The organism is Pseudoxanthomonas spadix BD-a59, assembly GCF_000233915.3.
GTDB classification, from domain to species: domain Bacteria; phylum Pseudomonadota; class Gammaproteobacteria; order Xanthomonadales; family Xanthomonadaceae; genus Pseudoxanthomonas_A; species Pseudoxanthomonas_A spadix.
The window spans coordinates 1,218,074-1,232,353 of record NC_016147.2 but is presented as its reverse complement, the minus strand read 5'-3'; the positions used below and the strand labels follow the sequence as shown (position 1 = coordinate 1,232,353).

Genomic DNA, 14,280 nt, shown 5'->3' with positions numbered 1-14,280 from the left:
TCGAAACGGCCACAACTATCGATTTTAATTTTCCATCGTGCCTGCCTATGGTGGCCGCTCACCCGCACCCGCCCCTCCGCCACGCCCATCACGAGACAGCCACGATGACAACCCAAGCCAAGTGCCCGTTCAACCACGCCGCCGGCAGCGGCACGACCAACGCGCAATGGTGGCCCAAGCGCCTGCGCGTGGACCTGCTTGCCCAGCATTCCAACAGGTCCGACCCACTGGGCGACACGTTCGACTATGCCCAAGCCTTCAACAAGCTGGACTACGCCGCGCTGAAGGCCGACCTGCACGCGCTGATGACCGACTCGCAGGACTGGTGGCCGGCCGACTTCGGCCATTACGGCCCGCTGTTCGTGCGCATGGCCTGGCACAGCGCCGGCACCTATCGCACCGCCGATGGCCGCGGCGGCGCCGGCCGTGGCCAGCAGCGTTTCGCCCCGCTCAACAGCTGGCCGGACAACGTCAACCTGGACAAGGCGCGGCGCCTGTTGTGGCCGATCAAGCAGAAGTATGGCCAGGCCATTTCCTGGGCCGACCTGCTGGTCCTCACCGGGACCGTCGCGCTGGAGTCGATGGGCCTGAAGACCTTCGGCTTTGCCGGTGGCCGCCAGGACACCTGGGAGCCGGACCAGGACGTGTACTGGGGTGCCGAAACCACCTGGCTGGGCGGCGATGTGCGCTATGCGCACGGCTCGGAAGGGGTGCAGAAGCCGGGCGACGAGGCGGTCCTGGTGGCCGACGACGATGCCGGCCACACCCATTCGCGCAAGCTGGAAAACCCGCTGGCCGCCGTGCAGATGGGGCTGATCTATGTCAACCCGGAAGGCCCGGATGGCGATCCCGATCCGCTCAAGGCCGCCCTGGATATCCGCGAGACCTTCGCGCGCATGGCCATGGACGACGAGGAGACCGTGGCGCTGATCGCCGGTGGCCACAGCTTCGGCAAGACCCATGGGGCAGGCCCGGCCGACAATGTCGGCGCCGAGCCTGAAGCGGCCGATCTGGAACAGCAGGGCCTGGGCTGGGCCAACAGGTTCGGCACCGGCAAGGGCGCCGATACCATCACCAGCGGCCTGGAAGTGACCTGGACCAAGACCCCGACCCGGTGGAGCAATGACTTCTTCGAGCACCTGTTCGGCTTCGAGTGGGAGCTGTCAAAAAGCCCGGCTGGTGCGCACCAGTGGGTGGCCCGCGATGCCGGGGCAATCATCCCGCACGCACACGATGGGTCCAGGAAAATCCTGCCGACCATGCTCACTACCGACCTGGCGCTGCGTTTCGACCCGGCCTACGAGAAGATCTCGCGCCGCTTCCTGGAAAACCCCGACCAGTTTGCCGATGCCTTCGCCCGCGCCTGGTTCAAGCTGACCCACCGCGACCTGGGCCCGAAGGCCCGTTACCTGGGGCCGGAAGTACCGGCCGAGGACCTGCTCTGGCAGGACCCGATCCCGGCCTCGCAGACCCGGCTGGAGGCGGCCGACATCGACGCGCTCAAGGGCAGGATCGCCGCCTGCGGGCTGAGCGTTGCGCAGCTGGTCAGCACGGCCTGGGCGTCGGCGTCGACCTTCCGCGGCTCGGACAAGCGTGGCGGTGCCAACGGCGCACGCATCGCGCTTTCGCCGATGAAGGACTGGCAGGTCAACCAGCCGGCACAACTGGCCCAGGTGCTGGGCAAGCTGCAACAGATCGGCCAGGACTTCGGCAAGCCGGTGTCGCTGGCGGATCTGATCGTGCTGGGCGGCGCAGTCGGGGTGGAGCAGGCGGCCAGGGCCGCCGGCCAGGCCATCACCGTGCCGTTCACGCCTGGCCGCGGCGACGCCACCCAGGAACAGACCGATGTCGAGTCGGTGGGCATGCTCGAACCGCTGGCCGATGGCTTGCGCAACTACGTCAAGGGCCAGCCCGGCGTGCCGGCAGAGGCGCTGCTGATCGACAAGGCGCAGCTGCTTACCCTGACCGCGCCGGAACTGACCGTGCTGGTCGGCGGCCTGCGCGTGCTGGGCGCCAACGTGGACGGCGCCGGCCATGGGGTGTTCACCGACAGGCCGGGCACGCTGAGCAACGACTTCTTCGTCAACCTGCTGGACATGGGCATCGACTGGAAGCCGGCCTCGCCGACCACCTTCGAGGGGCGTGACCGCAAGACCGGGGCGGTCAGGTGGACCGCGACGCGCGTGGACCTGGTGTTCGGCTCCAACGCGGTCCTGCGTGCGCTGGCCGAGGTCTATGCCGCCAGCGATGCGAAGGACAAGTTCGTGCAGGACTTCGTCGCGGCCTGGACCAAGGTGATGGAGCTGGATCGTTTCGACCTGAAGTGATCGCACCGCGCGCGCCCTTCGCGCCACGGCATCGGCAACACGACAACGGCGCCTTCTGGCGCCGTTGTCGCACAATACCGGCCATGTCGCCGCGCGTTTTGCCATGACCGCTCCCACCCATCGCGTGCATGGCGTCGGCGCCGAGGAGGTGCCGCCGGACTGGCCACCGCTGCGCGCGCAGGAAATTGCCCAGCTGCTGTGGCGCTATCCGGGCCTGCATGGCGACGCAGCGGTGCTGTGGCACAGCCCGCGCCCGCTGTCGGCCGCGGCGCTGGTGCGCACGCCGCAGCGGCAGGTCTTCATCAAGCGCCACCATGCCCGCGTGCGCACCCCGGCCCAGCTGGAAGAGGAACATCGCTTCATCGCGCACCTGGCCGCGCACGGCGTGCCGGTGGTGCAGGTGTTTGCCGACCGGGACACGCACACGGCGGTGGCCATCGGCGATTGGACCTATGAGGTCCACAGTGTCGGCATCGGCCAAGACCTGTATCGCCAGAGCGCCTCGTGGACGCCGCTGACCGATCCTGGGCAGGCCCATGAAGCCGGGGCGATGCTGGCACGCCTGCACCGGGCCGCTGCCGACTACCGCGCGCCCCAGCGCAGCACCCACCTGCTGGTCGCCCGCGACGACCTGCTGCGCGCCGACGATCCGATTGCCGCGCTGCACGCACAGCTGGGCCAGCGCCCGGGCCTGGCGGCGTACCTGCAGCATCGCCAGTGGCAGGCCGACTTGCGCCATGCGCTATTGCCCTGGCACGCCGGTCTTGCCGCGCGCCTGCGCGCCGAGCCGCGCCTGTGGGCGCACAACGACTGGCACGTCTCCAACCTGCTGTGGCAACACGATGGCGCGGCCATGCGCGTGAGCAGCGTGCTCGACTTCGGCCTGGCCTCGCCGACCAGCGCGCTGTTCGACCTGGCCACGGCGATCGAACGCAACGCGATCGCCTGGCTGACGCCAGAACGCGGCATGGACGCGCTCCACCTGGACACCGCCCTGGCACTCATCGAGGGCTATCGCAGCGTGCTGGCGCTGGAGCCACCGCGTCTGCAACTGCTGGCCGACCTGTTGCCGCTGGTGCACGTGGAGTTCGCGCTGTCCGAAGTCGAGTATTTCCACGCCGTGACCCATTCGCCCGGCAATGCCCAGGTGGCCTACGACACCTTCCTGCTGGGGCATGCACGCTGGTTCCACACCGCGCCGGGCCAGGCCCTGCTGCAGGCGATCGGCGCGGCGGCCTGAACACGCCGGGTGTGCAATTGCCCGCGGTTTGTTGTCAAATGACCCCTGAAGCGGGGGTGCCTGGCGTTGCCAGGCTGAGAGAGTCCCTTGGAACCTGATCCGGTTCGTACCGGCGTAGGGAGCTTTGAGCAGCACGCAAGCACCGCCTGTGGCAGGCGTGCGCACGTGCGGCCGTCGCTTCGTCCCTGAGCCACTCCCTGGTGACGAATCGATGAACCGCTCTCGCTCCACCCTGCTGCTTTCCTCCCTGCTTTGCACCGCGCTGCCGCTCCAGGCCCAGCAGGCCGACGATGCGCAGGCAACCGACACTTCCGCCACCGAGCTGGCACCGGTGCGGGTGCAGGGCCAGCAACAGACCACCCCCGCCCCGCAGCTGAGCAGCTTCGGTCCCGGCAGCTGGAAGGACATCCCCGCCTCGATCAACGTGCTGGGCCGTGGGTTGCTCGACAACCGCCAACCGCGCACGTTGAGCGAGCTGGTCTACAGCGACGCCTCGCTCGGCGACAGCTACGCGGCGGTGGGCTATTACCAGAACGTGGCCATCCGCGGCTTTGCGCTGGATCTAGCCACCGGCTATCGCTTCAACGACCTGACCATCGCCGGCGAGCAGCGCCTGGCCCTGGAGCACATCCAGCAGGTGGAGATCCTCAAGGGCGAAGCCGGCCTGACCGCGGGCATCATGGCCCCTGGCGGCATCATCAACTACGTGGCCAAGCGCCCGGCGCGGGTGCAGGAGCTGACCGTTGGCACCGACTCGCATGGCTCGCGCTACACCGCGGTGGACCTGGGCCGCTGGATCACCCCGCGCTTTGGCCTGCGCTTCAATGCGGCCTGGGAAGACACCCATTCCCACGTCGAGCACGCCGATGGCCGGCGCAATTTCTATGCGCTGGCGGCCGACTGGTTGATCGGCGACAAGGCCAGGCTCGAACTGGACGGCAACTACCAGACCAGCGCGCAACGCTCGGTCTCCGGCTATCAGCTGCTGGGCGGCCAGGCCCTGCCCGACCATCCCAGCCGCACCCGGATGCTCGGCTACCAGCCCTGGCAGCAGCCGGTGGGCATCGCCTCGAGCAACTTTACCGCGCGCTATCGCTACCGGTTCAACGATGCCTGGCAGGGCAGCGTGGCGCTGGGCCACAGCCGCAGCGTGATCGATGACAACGTGGCCTTCGCCTACGGGTGTTTCTATGCCGCACAGTGCGCCGATGGCAGCGTGCCGGGCAACTTCTTCGCGCCCAACGGCGACTACGACATCTACGACTACCGCAGCCCCGACGACACCCGGGTCAACGATCAACTGCGCGCGCAGCTGCAGGGCAGCTTCCACACCGGCGCGCTCAGCCATCAGCTGACCTTTGGCGTGGACGGTTTCCAGCGCACGGTGGACCGGCGCCAGGACGTGTACGACTACGTGGGCACGGCCAACATCGATGATCCGCAGGTACCGGTGTTCGCGCCCTCGCCCAACCAGCCCGGTCCCTCCGCGCGCCGCCTGGACGACAGGCAGCGCGCGGTCTTCGCGCTGGACCGCATCGGCCTGGGCAACGGCTGGCAGTGGCTGGCCGGGGGGCGCTACGTGCGCCTGGATGAAGACGCCAACGACAGCGAAGGCGTGCGCGAGCGGCACACGCGCCTGAGCAAGTTCCTGCCGCAGACCGCGCTGCTGTGGCAGGCCACCGCGCAGCTCAACGCATACCTGAGCTACAGCAAGGGCCTGTCGCTGGGCCAGCAAGCGCCTTACTGGACCTCCAATGCCGGCAGCTTCCTGCCGCCGATGGTCTCGCGCCAGCTCGAGCTGGGGGTCAAGTTCTCCGCGACCGACACCCTGGACCTGGGCGCGGCGTTGTTCCGCATCAGCCAGCCGTTCCAGTACGCACGGCCCGACGACAGCGCCGCCGGCTACAGCTTCGTCCAGCAGGGCAACCAGGTGCATACCGGCCTGGAACTGAGCGCCAACGGCCGCATCACCGAGCACCTGCGCGTCACCGCCACCGCCAGTGTGCTGCGCGCGCGCGCCGAGGATGCCGGCACGCCGGCCTACCAAGGCCACCAGCTGGTCAACGTGCCCAAGGCGCGCGCCAGCGTGTATGCCGACTACCAGCTGCCGTTCGCGCCGGCCTGGACGCTCAGCGGCGGCTGGCGCTATGCCGCGCCGAACGTGGCCACCGCCGACGGCGCGGTGCGCGCGCCGGCCTACAGCGTGTTCGACGCCGGCGTGCGCCTGCGCAGCGAACTGCGCGGCCATGCGCTGACCTGGCGCCTGTCGGTGGACAACGTGTTCGACCACCGCTACTGGCGCGACACCGGCAGCAGCGGCGGCGACTATTACCTGTTCCCCGGCGCGCCGCGCATGGCGCGCCTGTCGGTGAGCTACGCGCTGTGAACGCCCAGACCCTGGAATGGATCGCCGCGGCGGTGAGCGTGGCCGCGGTCTGGCTGGCCGCGCGCCGGCACCTGCTGGGCTGGCCGCTCGGGCTGGTCTCGGTGGCGCTGTATGCCGGGGTGTTCATCCAGGCCAGGCTGTATTCGGATGCGCTGCTGCAGGGCGCCTTCGCCGGCTTCATCGGCTACGGCTGGTGGCGCTGGAAGGCGCACCTGGATGGCGATGGCCTGGTCCAGGTTGCGCCGCTGGCGGGGCGCGCGATGCTGCGCGACCTGGCCTGCGGCGTGGTCCTGGCCGTGGCGCTGGGCATGGTGATGCACACCTTCACCGATGCCGCCCTGCCCTGGCTGGACGCGGCACTGACTGCCTTCAGCCTGGTGGCGCAGTGGTGGCAGGCACGCCGCCACGTGGCGGCGTGGTGGCTGTGGATCGTGGTGGACGTGATCTACACCGGGCTGTACCTGTACAAGTCGCTGGACGTGACCGCGGCGCTGTACCTGGGCTTCGTCGGGCTGGCCATACTCGGCCTGCGTCATTGGCGCCGCGCCGGCGATCCCACGCTGGCCACCGGCGCATAGGCGCAGCGGTCTTCACGACATGGTGCTCGGCTCCCTTTCCCCCACCTGCACTGTCTCTCTGTCACCTCGTCAATCCCCTAGCAGCCTGTCGGACTTTGGTCGGCCGGGCTGCGAATCCGCCTGTGCGGTCCATCTTTCCGCCGCTTCTTGGCCCATAGCACCACTATGGGCCGGCGAACCGTCGAAAATCTGACCTCGCACAGCCGAATTCTCGCCTCGACCACCAAAGCCCGACAGGCTGCTAGCCTGGGCTCCGGCCAGCGACGCGGCACATAAGCCCCTCTCCCCCGCTGGCGGGGGAGAGGGTTGGGTGGGGGGGCTTGTTGCTTGAAACTCAGCAAACCGCAGCCGGCTCCGGCACGCGATGTGTCGTCGTCAGCACGGCCATCACCCCGATCCCCCTCACCCCGGCCCTCTCCCCCGCAGGCGGGGGAGAGGGGGCAAAACCCCAGCGGCGCGGGGGGTGGGGTGCCCGGCGCGAATGCAGAACAGCTCCTGGCTTCGACCCACGACCATGCGGAGCCGGCGGCACCTGCCAGTCACCACGTCGATGCTGACGCTGGTCCTGCTGGACCGCTGGACGTTTTCGTTGTTCCTTGCCGGTGGCCGATCCTGCCGCGCCGGGCTGAGCAGCCGGCCAGTCCCTGCAGCGTCGGCCGCCAGAGGCCGGATCAGAACGCGTCGATGTCGCCCAGCGCCTGGATCAGGCGCCGCGCGCGCTTGTCCGGCTTGGTCTGTGGCGCGCGGTAGCCGCTGCGCTCGGCAGCGCGTGTGGCGCGGACCTCGGCGCGGCGCTGCTGCGAAGCCTGGCTTTCGCCGTAGAGCGCCTGCGCCACCGGTGCCGGCCCGCGCACATCGGACAGGCCCAGCACGGTCACCTCAAAGCGTTCATCGCCGCGCTGGACCTGCAACACATCGCCCACTCGCACCGCACGCGCCGGCTTGGCCCGCTGGCCGCCGATCTCCACCTTGCCCAGCGCCACCGCATCCTTGGCCAGCACACGGGTCTTGTAGAAGCGCGCCGCCCACAGCCAGACATCCAGGCGGACGGTTCGTGCGACAAGCGGTTCAGTCATGTTTTCCTGAAGAAGTCGGGTTTGATGGTGTCCCGCTTGCCGCTGGACCATTCCGGCAAATCGTTGGGCTGGCAGGGGTCACGGACCATCGTGCCGGCGCTCGACCTGGCCAATGTTGCGGCCGAGGAGGACGAAGCCAGCAGTTTCATGGATGAATTCCTGAATATCCGAAGGCCATCAATGCCACGATCGGATGCGCCTGTTCAACTGCCGTGCGTGGGTTTGAAGGTGACTTCGACATGCGAATCGACTTCCTGCTGGCAGGATCGCGACATCTGCGCGTCGCGGATGCCTTGTTGAAACTCCTGACCATGCTTGCCGTCTCGCAACGACTTTGGGAACGGCGGCTGGTTGGCCGCCTCGCGCGCCTGCTGCTGGCAGACCAGTGAAACGGTCGAGCCATCCTGGCCGATCGTGCTGGCGCAGCCGGCCAGGGCCAGCATCGCCATGCCGCACAGCAACTTCAATGCATTGGGCTGCATCGCCATCACCTCAAGCCTTGAGCGGAATCGTCCTGCATGCAGGCATGCGCCTGTGCGATCCAGCAAAAACAGGAAACCCGGCTTTCGCCGGGTTTCGAGCATAGCGCAGCGCCGCCGCAGCGGCGCATGTGGCCAGGTTTACTTGCCTGCGCTGGCCGAAGCAGCGGCCTGGCGGGCCACCTTGGCCTGAGCCGCGGCAGCCAGGTCTTCCTTGATGCGTGCGGCCTTGCCCTGCAGGCCACGCAGGTAGTACAGCTTGCCGGCGCGGACCTTGCCGCGGCGCTTGACCTCGACCGAGTCGATGGTCGCGCTGTGGGTCTGGAACACGCGCTCGACGCCGTAGCCGTGCGAGATCTTGCGCACGGTGAAGGCCGAGTTCAGGCCGGCGTTCTTCTTGCCGATGACCACGCCTTCGTAGGCCTGCACGCGCTCGCGGTTGCCTTCCTTCACCTTCACGTTGACCACGATGGTGTCACCCTGGCTGAACTGCGGCAGCTCGCGGGTGATCTGGGCGGCTTCGAACTCCGCGACGATGGACTTGTTCAACTTGCTCATGGTGGCACCGGTTATCTGTTGAGGTGGGCGTGTCGGGTTTCGACAGCAGGCACTGATGCGTTCGCAGGATTGCGCCGCACGATTGTTGTTATGGGGTTCCCCGCAAGCCGAGCTGGCCGTGAGAACTGCGCATTATAGACAAATTGGCCGCCGTGGCTAGGAGTCTGTCGGGCTTTGGCGGTCGAGGCGAAAATTCGGCTGCGCGAGAACAGATTTTCGGCGATTCGCCGCCCCATCGTGGTTCTATGGGGCAAGAAGCGACGGAAATATGGACCGCACAGCCGGATTTGCAGCCCGGCCGGCCAAAGTCCGACAGGCTCCTAGGGTTTGGCGGGCGATCCATCTGCCGCCCATTCCTGCCGGAACGCCTCCAGCAGCTTGCGATCGGCCGGTGACAGGGCCGACTCGTCCAGCAGCTCCGGGCGCCGCAGCCAGGTCCGGCCCAGCGACTGCTGCCGCCGCCAGCGGGCGATGGCGGCGTGGTTGCCCGAACGCAGCACCTCGGGCACCTCGCCCCAGGCGTGGCTGGCCGGGTGGGTGAAATGCGGGCAGTCCAGCAGCCCGCCCTCGCCCTCGAAGCTGTCCTGGGCGGCCGATTCGGCGTCGTTGAGCACGCCCTCCTGCAGCCGGGTGACCGCATCGATCAGGACCGCGGCAGCCAGTTCGCCGCCGGACAGCACGTAGTCGCCGATCGAGATCTCCTCGTCGACCTGGTGCGCCAGCAAGCGCTCGTCCACGCCTTCATAGCGCCCGCACAGCAGGATCATCCGCGGCAGCAGGGCCAGTTCGCGCACCCGCGCCTGGGTCAGCGGGCGGCCCTGCGGGCTCAGGTAGAGGACCGGCGCAGGAGTCGGATCGGCCTGGCGCGCGGCCTCCAGGCAGGCGCGCAGCGGCTCGATCAGCATCACCATGCCCGGCCCGCCGCCGAACGGACGATCATCCACGCGGCGATAGTTGCCGCTGGCGTAGTCGCGCGGATTCCAGCCCTGCAGCTGCAGCAGGGCGCGTTCGCGCGCGCGCCCGACCACGCCAAAGCCGGTGCTCTGGTCGATGAATTCAGGGAACAGGCTGATGACGTCGATGCGCATGGAAGCTCGGGACTCGGGACTCGGGACTCGGGACTCGGGACTCGGGACTCGGGACTCGGGACTCGGGACTCGGGACTCGGGACTCGGGACTCGGAGGCAGGATCTTTGGCCTCGATATCCTGTCAAGTCCTTCTTGAGAAAAAGCGTCCATTATTTTCCGGGCCGAAAAGCCGAAGCTGCCCTCCGCCTTTCCATGCAGGCAAGCATGCCCCGACTGGAGCCCGGCTCTTCCCAGTCCCGCAAGCCGTCCCGGGTCCTGGCCGCTAAAACTCCGGATCCCAGTCCACGCCGACGACACCGGCCTGGAAATCCACCCCGGTCACGAACTCGGGCTGCACGAACGGAATCAGCCGCTCCTTGTCGCCCTTGGCCACCAGCACGTCGTTGGCGCCGGTGGAAAACAGGTGCGAGACGATGCCGAAATCGCGGCCGTCGGCGTTGATCACACGCAGGCCTTCCAAGTCGACCCAGTAATACTCGTCGGGCCTGGGCGGCGGCAGCGCGCTGCGCGGCACCGAGATTTCCAGGCCCACCAGCGCATCGACCGCATCGCGATCCTCCACGCCGGGCAAATCGGCGACCAGGTGCTTGCCGGAGTTCCTGCCGCGCGCACCGCTCAGCTCACGCGCGTTGCCGGCGGCGTCGCGCAGGGTCCAGGGCTGGTAGCGGAAGATGGCCTCGCGCGGCTCGGTCCAGGATTCGATCTTGACCTGGCCACGCACGCCAAACGCGCCAACCACCCTGCCCAGCAGAATGTGGCGCGTCGTGTTCCCGGTCATGGGGATCTTTCGGCCGCGGCTGGCAGCCGCGCCCGAGGCGCGATCAGGCCGAAGCCTGCGGGTTGAGCCTGGCCGCTTCCTTGTACAGGTTGCGGACCTTGTCGGTCAGCTGGGCGCCCTGGCCGAGCCAATGGTCGACCCGGGCGATGTCCAGCACCACGCGCGGCTCGGCGCCCTGGGCGACCGGGTTGTAGTAGCCCACGCGCTCGATGTTGCGGCCATCGCGTGCAGCACGCACGTCGCTGACGATGATGTGATAGAAGGGGCGCTTCTTGGCGCCGCCGCGGCTAAGGCGGATCTTGACCATGGTGCTTTCTCGGGTGTTGCCCAGTCGCCGAAATGGCGCGGTAAGCCGACAATTATAGCCGGCTGCGCGCGACACGCAAACTTGCGCGGTTCAGCCGCCCAACCTCACGCCAGCCCCGCCTTAGATCAGGTCCCAGGCCTGGGTCGCCAGCGCGCGCGCCAGCAGGTCCTGCAGCTCGGGCGCGGCAGGCAGCGTCACCCCTTCGATCGATCTCACGCCGGCACACCCGCTGGCGTTGGCGGTAAAGGCGGCCAGGGTCGTGGCCTGGGCCACGCTCACCGCGGCCAGGCGCTGCGGCACGCCGAGCTGGTCCAGGCCGCGCTGCAGCAGGGCCTCGCAGGTGCCGCGCAGGGCCGGCCCCTGCGGCCACAGCACACCGGTGCCGTCCCAGAAGCCGATGTTCCACAGCGAGCCTTCGACGACCCGGGCATCGCTACCGGGCCCTGCGATGAAGAGCGCATCGTCATGTCCGGCCAGGCGAGCCTGGCGCCGGTAGTGGAACAGCGGCAGGGTCGCCAGGTGCTTGACCTGCGGTAGCGGGCGCACGAACGCAAAGCACTTGAGCGACAGCGGCGCCCCGCCGGCCACCGGCGCCGCGGCGGCCACCGAGATGAACCACGCCGGCTGCACCGCCTGCAAGGGATCGCGGTAGTTGAAGTCCCGCGCAAAGCCGGTGATCCGCACCGACGCCTCGCCCTGCCCGGCCAGCACCGTGCGCAGGTCATGGCGCAGCTGTGCCTGGTCGAAGTCGGCATCGAACAACGCCGCATGGCCTTGCCGCAGCCGCGCCAGGTGCAGATCCAGCCCCTGGACCGCGCCGTTGCGCACGCGCATGACGGTGAAGTGGCCATAGTTGACGCTCGCCAGCGCGCGCAGCTCGTCGGTGCCGGCCAGCCGGCTGCCGCAATACAGTGCCGGCGTGCTCACAGCAGCGCCTCGGCCTGGATCCACCAGTCCTTCAGCAGCGTTGCCGCCGGCGTGGCCTGCGCCATCCACGCCGACTGGCCGGCCCAGGCCTGCATCGCATCGATCCGACCCTGCTGCACGGCTTGCCTGCGCATGCCGGCGGTCAGCGCACGCTGCACTGGATAGGGCGCCGGTGCCGGCGCATCCGGCGCGGCAGCGGCGCGTACGTAAGGCGTGGCCAGCGCCCGCCCCAGGCGTCCGGAAAACGCCCGGGTCAGCCAGGTGTCCTGCGGTTCTGCCTCGGCCAGCGCCTGCGCCCAAGCCGGCGCGATGGCCGCTTCCGGCGTGCGCAGGAACCCAGTGCCGACCTGCACCGCGCTGGCACCCAGAAGCAGCGCCGCGGCGATGCCGCGCCCATCGGCGATGCCGCCAGCGGCGATCACCGGCACCGACAGGGCATCGGCCAGGCGCGGCACCAGCGCGAACAGACCAACCAGCTGCCGTTCGGCCGCCGCCGCATCGAACGCACCGCGATGCCCGCCTGCTTCGAATCCCTGGGCCACGACCGCATCGGCGCCAGCGTCCTGCGCGGCGCGCGCCTCCTTCAGCGTGGTCGCACAGGCAAACCAGGCGATGCCGGCGCGCTTGAGCGCCTGCACCTGGGCCGGCTGCAGCACGCCCATGATGGTGGACAGCACCTGCGGGCGCGCCGCCAGGGTGGCGTCGAACTGTTCCTGGAAATCGGCCGGCACTGCATCGCCGGCCTGCTCGGACACCACCGGCCCCCACTGCGCCAGGAAGGCACGCGTCGCGGCCTCGGCCCGCGCGTGGCGCTGCGGCGGCCGATCCGGCAGCCACAGGTTGACCTGCGCGGGCCCATCCGACCGGGTCCGGAAATCCTCCATCCAGGCGCCGATGTCCTGCGGGGTGGACAGCACCGCACCCATCGCGCCCATGCCGCCGGCGCTGGCCACCGCAGCCGACAACGCCACCGGACAGGCGCCGGCCATTGGCGCCAGCAGGATCGGAAGCCGTGCGCCCAAGCGCGCACAGAAAGCCTGCGATCGCTGGCGCGCGGCCGATGCCATCAGCGCATCAACGCAACGGCGGCATGCCGCCGCGGCCGCCCATGGCCCCCATCATGCCCTTCATGCCGCGCATCATGCCTTTCATGCCGCCACGGCCGAGCTTGCTCATCATCTTTTCCATCTGGGTGAACTGCTTCATCAGCTTGTTCACGTCCGAAGGCTGGGTGCCCGAGCCCTTGGCGATCCGGGCGCGGCGCGAGCCGTTGAGCAGGGCCGGATTGCGTCGCTCCTTCTTGGTCATCGAACCGATGATGGCGATCATGCGTGGCACTTCCTTGTTGCCGGCAACCTGCTGCTTCAGATGCTCGGGCACCTGGCCCAGGCCGGGCAGCTTGTCCATCAGCGCGCCGATGCCGCCCATGTTCTGCATCTGCTCGAGCTGGTCGCGCATGTCGTTGAGGTCGAACTTCTTGCCCTTGGCGACCTTCTCGGCCAGCTTCTGGGCCTTGTCCTTGTCGACCTGGCTTTCGACCTGCTCCACCAGCGACAGCACATCGCCCATGTCCAGGATGCGGCTGGCCACGCGCTCGGGGTGGAACACGTCCAGGCCGTCGGGCTTTTCGCCCACGCCGATGAACTTGATCGGCTTGCCGGTGATGTAGCGCACCGACAGCGCCGCGCCGCCACGGGCATCGCCGTCGGTCTTGGTCAGGACCACGCCGGTCAGCGGCAGCGCTTCGGAAAAGGCCTTGGCGGTGGTGGCCGCGTCCTGGCCGGTCATCGAGTCGACCACGAACAGGGTTTCGACCGGCCTGGCTGCTGCGTGCAGCGCCTTGATCTCGTCCATCATCGCTTCGTCGATGGCCAGCCGGCCGGCGGTATCGACGATCAGCACGTCGGCATAGGACCTGCGCGCGTCCTCGATGGCGGCACGGACGATGTCCACCGGCTTCTGCTCGGCGCTGGACGGGAAGAACAGCACGTCGACCTGCTGGGCCAGCGTCCTGAGCTGCTCGATCGCAGCGGGGCGGTAGACGTCGGCGGACACCACCATCACCTTCTTCCTGCGCTTTTCCTTCAGGTGCTTGGCCAGCTTGGCCACCGTGGTGGTCTTGCCCGCGCCCTGCAGGCCGGCCATCAGGATCACCGCCGGCGCCGGCACGTTGAGGTTCAGGTCGGAGGCGGCCGAGCCCATGACCGTGGCCAGCTCGTCGCGCACGATCTTGATCAGGGCCTGGCCCGGCGTCAGCGACTTGAGCACTTCCTGGCCGACCGCGCGCACCTTGATGCGCTCGACCAGGGCCTGGACCACCGGCAGGGCCACGTCGGCTTCCAGCAGCGCGATGCGCACCTCGCGGGTGGCCTCGCGGATGTTTTCCTCGGTCAGGCGGCCGCGGCCGCGCAGGCGCTCGATGGTGCCGGACAGGCGCTGGGTCAGGGATTCGAACATGGCAGGAACCGGGGGGGCGAAGGCAGGCGCGCAGTATATCCGGCGCGTTTTGCCCGGGCCGCATCGGCATGGGCAATC

At 68.7% G+C, this 14,280-nt stretch carries 14 protein-coding genes and 1 riboswitch; of the genes, 4 read left to right on the top strand and 10 right to left on the bottom strand.

The window, feature by feature from the left end; translation table 11 throughout:
• The first annotated feature begins 104 nt into the window (after positions 1–104).
• The 4 genes from katG (at position 105) to pnuC (ending at position 6,531) form a co-directional block, all read left to right on the top strand.
• On the top strand, positions 105–2,327 hold the full coding sequence (gene katG / locus DSC_RS05535) for a catalase/peroxidase HPI (RefSeq protein WP_014160157.1): 2,223 nt from the start codon (positions 105–107) through the stop codon (positions 2,325–2,327).
• 103 nt (positions 2,328–2,430) lie between these two features.
• A complete protein-coding gene (locus DSC_RS05530) occupies positions 2,431–3,567 on the top strand; it encodes a phosphotransferase enzyme family protein (RefSeq protein WP_043291002.1) in 1,137 nt (378 codons plus the stop codon).
• Positions 3,568–3,609: 42 nt separating this feature from the next.
• Positions 3,610–3,705: riboswitch (TPP riboswitch) on the top strand.
• A gap of 73 nt (positions 3,706–3,778) precedes the next feature.
• Positions 3,779–5,953 carry a TonB-dependent siderophore receptor gene (locus DSC_RS05525; protein WP_014160155.1) on the top strand — a complete coding sequence of 725 codons (2,175 nt, stop codon included), beginning with the start codon at positions 3,779–3,781 and terminating at the stop codon, positions 5,951–5,953.
• On the top strand, positions 5,950–6,531 hold the full coding sequence (gene pnuC / locus DSC_RS05520) for a nicotinamide riboside transporter PnuC (RefSeq protein ID WP_014160154.1): 582 nt from the start codon (positions 5,950–5,952) through the stop codon (positions 6,529–6,531). Before DSC_RS05525 ends, pnuC begins: the two co-directional genes overlap by 4 nt.
• Before the next feature lie 671 nt (positions 6,532–7,202).
• On the opposite strand, the gene DSC_RS05515 is transcribed toward pnuC, so the two are convergent.
• From DSC_RS05515 to ffh, 10 genes are all read right to left on the bottom strand, one after another.
• Positions 7,203–7,607, bottom strand: a complete 405-nt coding sequence (locus DSC_RS05515; RefSeq protein WP_014160153.1) for an RNA-binding S4 domain-containing protein — start codon at positions 7,605–7,607, stop codon at positions 7,203–7,205.
• A complete protein-coding gene (locus DSC_RS16845) occupies positions 7,604–7,756 on the bottom strand; it encodes a hypothetical protein (protein ID WP_158308229.1) in 153 nt (50 codons plus the stop codon). Before DSC_RS16845 ends, DSC_RS05515 begins: the two co-directional genes overlap by 4 nt.
• Before the next feature lie 54 nt (positions 7,757–7,810).
• On the bottom strand, positions 7,811–8,191 hold the full coding sequence (locus tag DSC_RS05510) for a hypothetical protein (RefSeq protein ID WP_147475053.1): 381 nt from the start codon (positions 8,189–8,191) through the stop codon (positions 7,811–7,813).
• Positions 8,192–8,227: 36 nt separating this feature from the next.
• Positions 8,228–8,644 carry a 50S ribosomal protein L19 gene (rplS, locus tag DSC_RS05505; protein ID WP_043290427.1) on the bottom strand — a complete coding sequence of 139 codons (417 nt, stop codon included), beginning with the start codon at positions 8,642–8,644 and terminating at the stop codon, positions 8,228–8,230.
• A 320-nt stretch (positions 8,645–8,964) separates the two neighbouring features.
• Positions 8,965–9,732 carry a tRNA (guanosine(37)-N1)-methyltransferase TrmD gene (trmD, locus tag DSC_RS05500; RefSeq protein ID WP_014160150.1) on the bottom strand — a complete coding sequence of 256 codons (768 nt, stop codon included), beginning with the start codon at positions 9,730–9,732 and terminating at the stop codon, positions 8,965–8,967.
• A 263-nt stretch (positions 9,733–9,995) separates the two neighbouring features.
• The gene (rimM, locus tag DSC_RS05495; protein ID WP_014160149.1) at positions 9,996–10,511 is read right to left on the bottom strand and encodes a ribosome maturation factor RimM; all 516 of its coding nucleotides are present in this window, start codon (positions 10,509–10,511) and stop codon (positions 9,996–9,998) included.
• Between the two features lie 43 nt (positions 10,512–10,554).
• Complete coding sequence (gene rpsP, locus DSC_RS05490) at positions 10,555–10,818, bottom strand: 30S ribosomal protein S16 (RefSeq protein WP_014160148.1); 264 nt, start codon at positions 10,816–10,818, stop codon at positions 10,555–10,557.
• A gap of 120 nt (positions 10,819–10,938) precedes the next feature.
• The gene (locus DSC_RS05485; protein ID WP_014160147.1) at positions 10,939–11,745 is read right to left on the bottom strand and encodes an aminotransferase class IV; all 807 of its coding nucleotides are present in this window, start codon (positions 11,743–11,745) and stop codon (positions 10,939–10,941) included.
• On the bottom strand, positions 11,742–12,812 hold the full coding sequence (locus DSC_RS05480) for an NAD(P)H-dependent flavin oxidoreductase (RefSeq protein ID WP_014160146.1): 1,071 nt from the start codon (positions 12,810–12,812) through the stop codon (positions 11,742–11,744). Before DSC_RS05480 ends, DSC_RS05485 begins: the two co-directional genes overlap by 4 nt.
• 7 nt (positions 12,813–12,819) lie before the next feature.
• The gene (gene ffh / locus DSC_RS05475) at positions 12,820–14,202 is read right to left on the bottom strand and encodes a signal recognition particle protein (RefSeq protein WP_014160145.1); all 1,383 of its coding nucleotides are present in this window, start codon (positions 14,200–14,202) and stop codon (positions 12,820–12,822) included.
• Positions 14,203–14,280 lie beyond the last annotated feature (78 nt).

Excerpts from the sequence above, each read along its gene's own strand:
- katG (WP_014160157.1), top strand. The coding sequence starts at position 105 with ATGACAACCCAAGCCAAGTGCCCGTTCAACCACGCCGCCGGCAGCGGC.
- DSC_RS05530 (WP_043291002.1), top strand. The coding sequence starts at position 2,431 with ATGACCGCTCCCACCCATCGCGTGCATGGCGTCGGCGCCGAGGAGGTG.
- DSC_RS05525 (WP_014160155.1), top strand. The coding sequence starts at position 3,779 with ATGAACCGCTCTCGCTCCACCCTGCTGCTTTCCTCCCTGCTTTGCACC.
- DSC_RS05515 (WP_014160153.1), bottom strand. The coding sequence starts at position 7,607 with ATGACTGAACCGCTTGTCGCACGAACCGTCCGCCTGGATGTCTGGCTG.
- DSC_RS16845 (WP_158308229.1), bottom strand. The coding sequence starts at position 7,756 with ATGAAACTGCTGGCTTCGTCCTCCTCGGCCGCAACATTGGCCAGGTCG.
- DSC_RS05510 (WP_147475053.1), bottom strand. The coding sequence starts at position 8,191 with ATGCTCGAAACCCGGCGAAAGCCGGGTTTCCTGTTTTTGCTGGATCGC.
- rplS (WP_043290427.1), bottom strand. The coding sequence starts at position 8,644 with ATGAGCAAGTTGAACAAGTCCATCGTCGCGGAGTTCGAAGCCGCCCAG.
- trmD (WP_014160150.1), bottom strand. The coding sequence starts at position 9,732 with ATGCGCATCGACGTCATCAGCCTGTTCCCTGAATTCATCGACCAGAGC.
- rimM (WP_014160149.1), bottom strand. The coding sequence starts at position 10,511 with ATGACCGGGAACACGACGCGCCACATTCTGCTGGGCAGGGTGGTTGGC.
- rpsP (WP_014160148.1), bottom strand. The coding sequence starts at position 10,818 with ATGGTCAAGATCCGCCTTAGCCGCGGCGGCGCCAAGAAGCGCCCCTTC.
- DSC_RS05480 (WP_014160146.1), bottom strand. The coding sequence starts at position 12,812 with ATGGCATCGGCCGCGCGCCAGCGATCGCAGGCTTTCTGTGCGCGCTTG.
- ffh (WP_014160145.1), bottom strand. The coding sequence starts at position 14,202 with ATGTTCGAATCCCTGACCCAGCGCCTGTCCGGCACCATCGAGCGCCTG.